General features: G+C 39.5%; 10 protein-coding genes and 1 pseudogene. 4 read left to right on the top strand and 7 right to left on the bottom strand.

All coding sequences use genetic code 11. The annotated features are described in order from the left end of the window. A pseudogene (locus XEN7305_RS01175) lies at nucleotides 1–744 on the top strand (hypothetical protein); the annotation flags it as partial. 2 nt (nucleotides 745–746) lie between these two features. Here XEN7305_RS01175 and XEN7305_RS01170 read toward each other — a convergent pair. Next, a complete protein-coding gene (locus XEN7305_RS01170) occupies nucleotides 747–1430 on the bottom strand; it encodes a rhomboid family intramembrane serine protease (protein ID WP_006507482.1) in 684 nt (227 codons plus the stop codon). A gap of 24 nt (nucleotides 1431–1454) precedes the next feature. Further along, on the bottom strand, nucleotides 1455–1652 hold the full coding sequence (locus XEN7305_RS01165) for a DUF751 family protein (RefSeq protein ID WP_006507481.1): 198 nt from the start codon (nucleotides 1650–1652) through the stop codon (nucleotides 1455–1457). Nucleotides 1653–2114: 462 nt separating this feature from the next. Here XEN7305_RS01165 and XEN7305_RS01160 point away from each other — a divergent pair, with 462 nt between their 5' ends. Then, the gene (locus XEN7305_RS01160) at nucleotides 2115–3125 is read left to right on the top strand and encodes a TIGR02391 family protein (protein WP_006507480.1); all 1011 of its coding nucleotides are present in this window, start codon (nucleotides 2115–2117) and stop codon (nucleotides 3123–3125) included. Nucleotides 3126–3345: 220 nt separating this feature from the next. On the opposite strand, the gene XEN7305_RS30195 is transcribed toward XEN7305_RS01160, so the two are convergent. The 3 genes from XEN7305_RS30195 to XEN7305_RS01150 all read right to left on the bottom strand — a co-directional run bounded on the left by XEN7305_RS30195 (nucleotide 3346) and on the right by XEN7305_RS01150 (nucleotide 4654). After that, on the bottom strand, nucleotides 3346–3480 hold the full coding sequence (locus tag XEN7305_RS30195; RefSeq protein WP_369792503.1) for a hypothetical protein: 135 nt from the start codon (nucleotides 3478–3480) through the stop codon (nucleotides 3346–3348). A gap of 57 nt (nucleotides 3481–3537) precedes the next feature. After that, entirely contained in the window at nucleotides 3538–3759 is a 222-nt protein-coding gene (locus XEN7305_RS01155) for a hypothetical protein (RefSeq protein WP_006507479.1), read from the bottom strand. A 154-nt stretch (nucleotides 3760–3913) separates the two neighbouring features. Continuing rightward, nucleotides 3914–4654, bottom strand: a complete 741-nt coding sequence (locus XEN7305_RS01150) for a class I SAM-dependent methyltransferase (protein ID WP_006507478.1) — start codon at nucleotides 4652–4654, stop codon at nucleotides 3914–3916. Nucleotides 4655–4847: 193 nt separating this feature from the next. Here XEN7305_RS01150 and XEN7305_RS01145 point away from each other — a divergent pair, with 193 nt between their 5' ends. Continuing rightward, nucleotides 4848–6557, top strand: a complete 1710-nt coding sequence (locus XEN7305_RS01145) for a peptide ABC transporter substrate-binding protein (RefSeq protein ID WP_006507477.1) — start codon at nucleotides 4848–4850, stop codon at nucleotides 6555–6557. A gap of 188 nt (nucleotides 6558–6745) precedes the next feature. Further along, the gene (locus XEN7305_RS01140) at nucleotides 6746–7681 is read left to right on the top strand and encodes a hypothetical protein (RefSeq protein ID WP_006507476.1); all 936 of its coding nucleotides are present in this window, start codon (nucleotides 6746–6748) and stop codon (nucleotides 7679–7681) included. Between the two features lie 125 nt (nucleotides 7682–7806). Here XEN7305_RS01140 and XEN7305_RS01135 read toward each other — a convergent pair whose 3' ends face one another. Both XEN7305_RS01135 and plsX read right to left on the bottom strand, forming a co-directional pair. Then, nucleotides 7807–8805 (bottom strand): beta-ketoacyl-ACP synthase III, encoded by a 999-nt coding sequence (locus XEN7305_RS01135; protein WP_006507475.1) that lies wholly within the window; start codon nucleotides 8803–8805, stop codon nucleotides 7807–7809. A gap of 33 nt (nucleotides 8806–8838) precedes the next feature. After that, nucleotides 8839–9888: a phosphate acyltransferase PlsX gene (gene plsX / locus XEN7305_RS01130; RefSeq protein ID WP_006507474.1), complete on the bottom strand. Its 1050-nt coding sequence runs from the start codon at nucleotides 9886–9888 to the stop codon at nucleotides 8839–8841. Between the last annotated feature and the right edge of the window lie 195 nt (nucleotides 9889–10083).

Below are 10083 nucleotides of genomic sequence, written 5' to 3'. Positions count from 1 at the left end.
AGTAATGTGGAAATTTATAACATTACTGGTTCCCAATTTAATGACGAACTATTTGGTGGAGATTTTAGCGATACCTTATCTGGAGGTAATGGTCGTGACACTATCGATGGTGGTCAAGGGGCTGATGTCCTTGATGGTGGAGAAGGTAGTGATACTTTAAGTCGTAATTTATCTATCTTTAATCAAGGTTCAGTTGTGGATAATACGCTTTCAACTATGACTTTGATTGATGGAACAACAGCTAGTAATTTTGAAAATCTCGATATCACTCTTGGTTCAGGCGACGACACTATCAGAACAGGATTGGGTGTGGATACTGTAGATGGCGGGGCTGGGATTGATCTTTTAGAAATCGACTATTCTCTGTCTGCCAATCGAATATCCTACTCTTCTAATTCGGTGCCAGCTCTAGGATCAGGAAGACTTAGTGGGGGTGGCAATATAGTCGAGTTCAGTAATGTAGAAATTTATAACATTACTGGTTCCCAATTTAATGACGAACTATTTGGTGGGGATTTCAACGATACTCTATCTGGAGGTAATGGTCGTGATACCCTTGACGGAGGAAATGGAAATGACATTGCTGTTTTTGCCGGAAGCATTTCCGAGTACGAAATTACTCGTGATGGGATAACAACAACTGTTGAGAATATTAGCAATCGTGGTGATGGTAGAGATACTTTATTTAATATAGAAGCAATTCAGTTTAGTGATTTCATTGGAGACATCTCCTCTGTTATTTAATCTCATCTTCTTCTTTTACTAAATAATCCCAGCATGGGCCCCACAATTACCCCAAAGACAAAACCCCCAGCATGAGCCCAATAGGCAACTCCACCCCCAGCTTCCATTCCCAGAGAGGCAAAACTACTAATTGCCTGTTGTAAAAACCAAAACCCCAGAAAAAAGATCGCAGGAATCCGAATTGTTGTGATAAAAATACCGAGAGGAAGCAAAGTCAAAATTTTGGCTTTGGGATATTTGATGACATAGGCACCCATGACTCCTGCGATCGCACCTGAAGCTCCGATAGTCGGCACCAAAGATTCCATCCCAAAAAACCAATGGGTCAACCCTGCTAAAACACCACAAACTAAATAGAAAATAATAAATTTGACATGTCCTAAAGAGTCCTCGATATTATTCCCGAAAATCCATAGATAAAGCATATTAAACCCAATATGCAGAAAGCCCCCATGCAGAAATTGGGAGCTAATTAGAGTAAACCATTCTGGCACCGACTGACCAGGAGGATTTCCTGTCAGGCTAGCAGTTAGTTCTTGAGGAATTACGGCATAAAGCTGAAAAAAATTATTAAGCTGTTCGCCCAAACTCAATTGCTGAAAAAATACTGCGATATTAATCGCGATTAGTAGATAAACAACAATAGGAGTTGTACTAATCGGGTTTTCATCTTTTAAAGGTATCATTTTGGCTGGTTGAGGTTGAATGTTCTAACTTATGCCCAACATTGCTTCGAGAGTTAGATATAAAAAGACAAATGTTCCCACGAGAAAACCAACTAGCGCGATTGCAGTTACAGGATTTTTCAGGAAGGGCAGCAGTTTTTCAAAAAAAGCCCAAAAAATACCTGCAATTAAGCTAATCATGTAGCGAGGATAGCGCTCAACATTTTGGAAAAAGTCTTGCATTTTTAATAAAATTCCTTTGTTATAAATATTTTGATAAGTCGGTTAAGCATTCCAACCTAAGAAAACCCACTGATGATTAGTGTAACAGTTTTGCTGTTTTGGTCTTAATAGATGATTGATTAAAAAACGCGATCGCATTTCTGGAGAAGTTATCGTACTTTGATTTCTTTAAGACTATTTAGTAAAGTCACATCATTGATTTGATCTCAACCAGAGACGTTTATTCTTAATTAATAGCTCTATTGTTGTTGTTCATGGTCTTGATTTACTTGATTAAGATTGTTGGTTAAATTATATACAACAACAGTTCGGACAAAAATTAATCGCTAACTAAAATAATGGGCGTTTGAGCGTTATTTTAGACTGGGAAAGCTAAGGATAAATTAGGCTTTTCGAGCTTTTTTCAAAAACTATCCGAACTATTGATACAAGAAAATTTTCAGGAAATTAATTTTTCTCATTATGATAGAAGTTAAATACTCGTACCCAGAAGATTCCCATAATAAGAATGAACTTTCTAACAGCCATATCCATGACTGCTTTTTCTTAAATGTAAAACCTTTGAATTTTTTTCTCAAATCTCTTAAATTTTATTTGTCACTCTTAAAACAAAATATAGAAAAAATTGAACAGGATGAGTACTTAAATGATATTTTAACTGATGATATAGAAGCAGAATTAGTATTAACAAAGGATGTCTATAAAACAGAATTATTTATAGATAGTTTGGAGAATAAATTGAATGAAGAAAAAAGATTTCCTGGGTATCATATAAGTATTTCTCATGGTGATATTAGATATCTTAAGTCAGTTTGTTTGCTTTACATTCAGTTTTTGTACAGTAGAAGAAATAAGTTATCTGCGCAAATAAATATTTCCATCAATATTCTTAAAGTAGTTGACACTCAAATCACCAAATTAGAGGAGATTCTTAAATCTGGGATCTTTATATCCGCTTCAACTGTACCTCTACTTGTTGATCAAGTAGTAGAAAATGAATATATTGAAAAAACTGAATTAGAAGAAGAAGCAATCCCTAATGCTAAGCGACCCAGACCTGTTTTTATAAATTCAATAGAAATTCTGGATAGTGAATTAAGGACAAGGTGCTTAGATTTATTTAATCATTTTGAAGAAAGAGAACAACCAGAAAGACATGATACCGTTGTTATGGAGGCAACAAAAATACTTGAAAATCGACTAAGAGATCTTACAAAATCAACTGGAAGTGAAACAGGCGCAAAGCTAGTTAATATAGCATTTTCCGAGAAAGATCCTAAGCTTATCATTAGTGATATTCCTGCTGAACAAAAAGCTGTATTTTTTCTATTTCAAGGTGCATTTGGTTATATAAGAAACATAGTTCATCACCGTTTATTAGGCGATTTATCTCCAGAGCGCGCATTACAAATATTAGGATTCATTGACTATCTTATTTATTTATTAAACTTAGCTAAATATAATGAGGAATAGATTGGTCAATTGTTTTGAACCGACATTTCGCAGAAAAAAATATAGACTCGAAAAATTAATTTGAGAGCTACAAATACATTCTTTAAGATTCTATATTGAATTAATTTATCCGATTTTAGACGATATACGGGGATTGCAAATCACAGAGTCGAGATCACTTTAAAAACTAACAATTATTCTTGCTAGCGATCACCCAAAGCTCAAAAATGCATTAAAATCCTTATTTGATAAAGCTTTTCTCTGATGAACAAACTTTTACAATTGCGGGGGAAATACTATTATCTGAAGTTTTGAGAGAAGTAAAAGGCAAGACAGATACTTTACTGCGCTTTTGATTGAATAAACTTCCAGAAATGATTAAGGCTGGGCGAGTCTTTTTTTATTTCAGTTCTAACTGAAGGATTAAAAGTGACTAACCAGATTTCTCCCAATCGGTAATCGCTGCTTTTTGCCATTCTTCTGTCCAGCCTAATTCCAATTCATCTATTGCGACACAAGCTTCTGCCAGAGCTTCATCCTCTTGCTGCTGCTGCCATTTTTGTAGTATCGACTCAATCAAAGCGCTATGATTATCAATTTTTTGATTTAGATAATTCAATAGCTCATCTGATAGCGAAATTGAAATTTTTGCCATATGCTATTTTTTTTCTTACCACTAGTAGTATAGCGATTTTCCTAGTTATTTTTCCTCTTTACTAACCATGTTTGCCTCCAATTTTATCCAAAGAAAAATCTTCCTTTGTGTCTTCCTTTGCGTCTTTGCGCCTTTGCGCGAAATTTCAACCCAACTAAAAACTAACAAGAAAACTTTGAAACAACTCCCCCTTCTCCGTTTTCACAACTTTCCCCTCAGCCTTCTTCACCAAACCACGCCATTCATCCAAGGAGGTCAACAAAACTTCCGCTTCCAGATAAGTCTCTAAAATCGCCCAATCCTCCGCCAGAGAACTATCAGGATCAACCACATCAAAAATAAAGCTGCCTCCAGGTTTTAAAACTCGCTTCACCTCATCTAGCACCCGCTCCCAATAATCGGGGGAATAATAACAACTCCAACCCGTCGCGATCGCACCATCAAACTGATTGTCTTCATAATCCAACAGATGCCCTGCCCCCAACTTCACTCCCCGAAATAACTTAGAATTCAGTTGTGGCCCCCGACTCATCAAAGTATCTCTAGCAAAAGTACTAACTTCTTGTCCTGAGAAAAAAGCATTCCACTCGTACCAGGGATAAATCAAAAAACTCAAACCACAACCAATATCCAACCAGGATTGTTTCTTCTTCGGGGTCTTCAATTCCCAAAACCGAGAACTAATGCGATTTTGCAAGCTGCCGGCCTGCCATTCGTCAAAAATCCCAATATCTTCTACTTCTGCGGGAAGATTAAAGTCTTCTTGTCGATATTCGCGCTCAAATCTTATGGTCGTGCTTTCAATTGCGGTTTTCCAACCTTCACTGGCAACTGGGATGCGAGATTTGGCGGTACTGGAATTTTGCTCTTTGCGATCGCCTTTACGTTTGGCCACGATATTTACTTTCTTAACTAAACTTATATTCTGTCGGGATTCACCTAAAACCTAACACCCAATACCTCAAACCTTTGATTCTCAATTAACTTTTATTAACACGAAAAGAAACTCTATCAGAGTTTTTAAACTTTTTTCTGCTCTTTCGGGACTAGAATATTTGTTTTGGGGCATGAGGAATGGATTTTAGATTGTGAAGAAAATTTTATCTCTTGGTTTATCTTGTTTGCTGGCTTCTACTATCACAGCCTGTAGCGATCGCACGAGTCAAACTAATAAAAATACCAATAGTCTCAAGCTACTATATTGGCAGGCCCCTACAATTCTCAACCCCCACCTCTCCACAGGGTTTAAAGATTCCGAAGCTAGTCGCATTACCCTAGAACCATTAGCGAGTTTCAATAATGATGGAGAATTAATTCCTTTTCTCGCCGCAGAAATCCCTAGCGTAGAAAATGGTGGGGTTGCTGCCGATGGAAAATCCGTAACCTGGAAACTCAAACAAAATATCAAATGGTCGGATGGTCAGCCTTTCACCGCCAAGGATGTCATTTTTACTTACGAATTTGTGACCAATCCCCAAGTTGCTGCGGTTTCTGGAGGTATTTATGAAGTTGTATCTAGTATCGAAGCGATCGATGATTACACCATTAAAGTAAATTTCCAAGATGTGAATCCTGCTTGGTATTTGGTTTTCGTTGGTGCGGAGGGCATGATTTTACCCCAACATATTTACCAAAACTATAATGGAGCCAATTCCCGCGAGGCTCCGGCCAATCTGCAACCCGTCGGCACAGGAGCTTATCGAGTCGTAGAATTTAAACCAGGAGATACAGTTATTTATGAAGCTAATCCCGAATTTCGCGCGGCCGAAAAACTAGGTTTTACCCAAGTAGAACTCAAGGGTGGCGGCGATGCCACTTCTGCGGCCAGAGCCGTCTTGCAGACATCCGATGCCGATTTTGCCTATAACCTTCAAGTAGAAGCCCAGCTCCTCCAGGAACTCGAATCAGCGGGACAAGGCAAGGTTGTTAGTAATTTTGGGGCCTTGATGGAAAGGTTAGTGATTAACCATACTGATCCGAATCGGGCAACAGAGGACGGTGAGCGCTCTAGTGTTGAATTTCCCCATCCTTTTTTTAGCGATCGCAAAGTGCGCCAAGCTTTAACTTTTGCCATTGACCGGGAAACTATTGCCCAGCAACTATATGGAGTGACAGGTCAAGCTACGGCCAATTTTTTGGTGGCACCCCAACAATATGTTTCGACCAATACAAGTTATGAGTATAACCCTGAGCTTGCGACCCAATTGCTAGACGAAGCAGGATGGCAAGATACTAATGGCAATGGGACTAGAGATAAAAATGGGGTCGAAATGTCAATCGTTTTTCAGACTTCGGTAAATCCTTTACGACAGAAAACTCAAGCGATTATCAAACGGGACTTACAAGCTTTGGGAATCGAAGTTGAGTTAAAAAGCATTGATGCTAGCGTTTATTTTTCCAGCGATCCTAGCAGTGAGGATACAGTAGAACGTTTTTATGCTGATTTGCAAATGTATACCACAGGCAACACTAATCCCGATCCTGGTACTTATATGCAGTTCTATCTTTGCGAGTCTGTTCCCCAAAAGTCTAATGGTTGGCAAGGCAATAATCGTGCTCGCTACTGCAATGAAAAATATGATGCTCTGTGGCGACAAGCGAACAAGGAGTTAGATTCCAAGCAGAGAGAACAACTTTTCATTGAGATGAATGATTTATTAGTCAATGAAGCTGTTGTCATTCCACTAGTTCATCGAGCTAATGTTACCGCTTTTAGTAATGATGTCACCGGTTATGAATTAACTCCTTGGGATATGCGGACTTGGGACATTATGAATTGGCAAAGAATTAAGGAATAGTGATTGGAACACTGAGACAATGTAGGCTTGCTACTTATCATTCTGTTACATATCCGTATTTCTACCTGTTTACAAAAAATTATTCTTGGTTAAAACTAAATAAACTGTGGCTGTAGCTGTGGCTTCAGATTAAATTGCCAATAGAAAAAGCAAACCAACCTTCTCAACTAATCAAAAAATAATTAACTATGAGTGATAATACCAGCAATGTGCCATCACCAGAATCTTCCTTAGATTCTCAGTCGACGGAGAATAATGAGCATCATCCCCCTACGATAAACAACAAGCAAGAAGACAAGCCGGAAGCCCAAAACCCATCTCAACTTGTTGCAGAATCTCAATCCAATAACAGCACCCCCAAAAATATTGATTGGCAAAAATTAGCCCATAAATTACGGGAACATAATCGTAAATTGCTCAAGAGGGTCTTCATTTTAGAACAAGAAATAGCAGAAGCTCAAAATAGAGGGGAAGAACAAAACAACCGATTTACAAATAATAATTTATTACTTGAACAACAGGCAGAAAAACTAAATGAGCATCAAGAAGAGGTTGCTAATCTGTTACAGGAAGTAGAAAATTCTCAGCAAAAATTGCAAGAACAACAAGTTTTGGCCCAAGACTTTGCTCAAAAACTAGAGCGATCACAACAAGAAATTGCCAAAATAGAAAGAGAATGTACTAAGCTTCAGGATGATAATAATGACAAAAATTATAAAATTGTAGCTGCCAACAAACAAATCAAAGAATTACAAAACAGACTAGATCGCCAACAGCAAAATACCCTTAAGTATCGAGCTATGTTGGAAAAATACATGTCCCAAGGTGAAGCTTCGCCAGAAAAAGTCTTATCACCTTCTTTTCCTCAAGTTCATCAAAGCGAGCCCATCAAATCTTGGTCTGAGGCTCATGAGCCTGAAAAAGTCGCCATATTAACCCGAGATTTAGTCGAATTAACCGAATCTTCAGAAGTTTCTCCTCTATTAACGGCAAAAAAAGAAGCTTCTGTAAAAAGCAATTCAAATTGGCCAGCGCCAGAAATTGTGGTGACTAAGAAAGAAAATCAGCCCAAATCTATTGCTGCGGTAAAATTACCCAGTTTCCCCCGTAAGTCTTCTTCTTGACCATTGAGAAACGCTTGATAACCCCATTACAAAGGGTTTATTTCCAAGTTATGAGAAAGGCTTATCAAGACTGGTTTGTCAGGTGGTAGGCCTTATATTCGCGGCTCCATAAATTTCAATACCACTCATCCCCATTGGAAAATTGCGGCACTCCAAGTCAGACCGGCACCAAAACCTGCGGTCGCGATCGTATCTCCTGCTTTTACCTTGCCTTCTTTGAGCGCTGCATCCAAAGCTAGGGGAATCGAAGCTGCTGAAGTATTGCCATGCTCAGCAATATTACTCAAGATTTTCTCGGGCGGTAACTTGAGGCGTTTGGCCACCGCATCCATAATTCTTTGATTCGCTTGATGCAAAAGCAACCAATCAATATCTTCTACTACTAAGCCGGCACGGAACATCGCTTTTTCGATCGCCTCAGGAACTTTGGCCACTGCAAAACGATACACTTCTCTTCCATTCATAGTGACTGGTTTGTAGGTGCCATATTGAGTCGTAATCCCAGGGACTAAAGACTTAGACTGGCTTTGGTAGGGCAGATTGAGACAAGCATTTTGGCTGCCATCACTATGCATTTCAAAAGCTAACAAGCGATCGCTATTTTGACTTGCTTGACAGACGATCGCCCCCGCACCATCACCAAACAAGACACAAGTCGTGCGATCTGACCAATCCACCCAACGCGACAGAATATCAGCCCCAATCACCACTACGTTTTGATAAACCCCAGTGCGGATAAATTGACTAGCCGTGATCAAAGCAAAGACAAAACCCGAACAAGCCGCCGTGAGATCAAAAGCAACAGCTCTGGTAGCTCCTACTAAACTTTGAACTTTACTGGCACTGCCAAATAAATCATCGGGAGTTGAAGTCGCCAGGACAATCAGGTCAATATCCGTAGGAGATAAATTGGCATCTGCGATCGCCCTCTGGGCAGCATCTGCGGCCAATTGACTCAGAGATTCTGTCTTATTGCTGATATGACGAGTTCTCATACCTGTTCGACTATTGATCCATTCGTCGGAAGTTTCCACTATCTCAGACAAATGCACATTCGTTAATTTATTTTGAGGTGCAGCCGAACCGCAGCCAATAATCGTAATACCCGCGCCAATGTTATTCAATGTGAATCTCCCTTGCTCCTTGGGGGAAAAAGTTTACGAATTCGCCGAGGCAATCGCTTTAGCTTGTTGCATATGTTCTTCGTTATAGGATCTGATTCTTTCTAAGACCTGATGATCAACAGCTTCTTTTGCCAGGCGAATAGCATTAAAAATTGAAGGCGATTGAGAACTCCCATGACTGATGACACAAATTCCTGACACCCCAAATAGCAATGCGCCACCATGTTCTGCATGGTCAATTCTTTTTTTGATCCTTTGCAAATTTGGTTTTAACATCAAAGTCCCGGCTTTACCCCGTAGACCCTTGGGAAGTTCCTCTTTCATAATGTTGAGCATCACTTCTCCAACCGCCTCGGCAAATTTGAGTAAAACATTTCCAGCAAAACCATCACAAACAATCACATCAAAGTCTCCTGAGAGGACATCTCTGCCCTCGGCATTACCCTTAAAAGGAATTTGCGAATTACTAGATAATAATTTATGGGTTTCAACAGCTAGCTCATTACCTTTTCCTGGTTCTTCGCCAATATTGAGTAAACCGACATGAGGCTCATTTACTCCCATGACATATTTGCTATAAATTGTTCCCATCACAGCGAACTGCTCTAGATATTTGGGACGACTATCCATATTAGCGCCTACATCTAGAATGATGACCGATTTCCCAGGAACAATAGTGGGAAAAACCGCACCGATCGCCGGACGATCAATCCCTTTCAGTCGACCCAAGCGAAGCAATGCTGATGACATGGCTGCACCAGAATTTCCCGCGGAAACCACTGCCTGAGCCTTTTGCTCTTTAACAAGTTTCATCGCTACATTAATCGAAGCGTTTGGTTTGCGACGAATACTAGTAGCTTTGTCCTCCATAGTGATAACTCCATCGGCAGGAACAATTTCCACTCTTGAAGTATCTAAACCACCATGATGGTCGACACAGGAGCGGATTTGCTCTGGGCATCCGACCAAAAGTACTTTGACATCTAACTCGGCAGCAGCTCGGATTGCTCCGGCTACGATTTCATCAGGGGCATGATCGCCACCCATAGCATCCACTGCAATTGTTGCTTGCTGTAATCCCATTGAGAAAAATTATATAATCCTTAACGAATTTTAACAGTTTGAGGAAGAATTATGAATTATGAATTATAAATTGTAAATTCGGCAAGTCTAATTCAACCTCTTTACACCTCAATAAATAAGGTTATAAATGATCTTGGTATCACTAGCAATTCTAAAGGATGAGGGATAAAGGATGAGGGATAAAGGATGAGGGAT

It is taken from the genome of Xenococcus sp. PCC 7305 (assembly GCF_000332055.1).
In the GTDB taxonomy this organism is placed as follows: domain Bacteria; phylum Cyanobacteriota; class Cyanobacteriia; order Cyanobacteriales; family Xenococcaceae; genus Xenococcus.
This window is presented reverse-complemented; position numbering and strand designations above follow the sequence as displayed.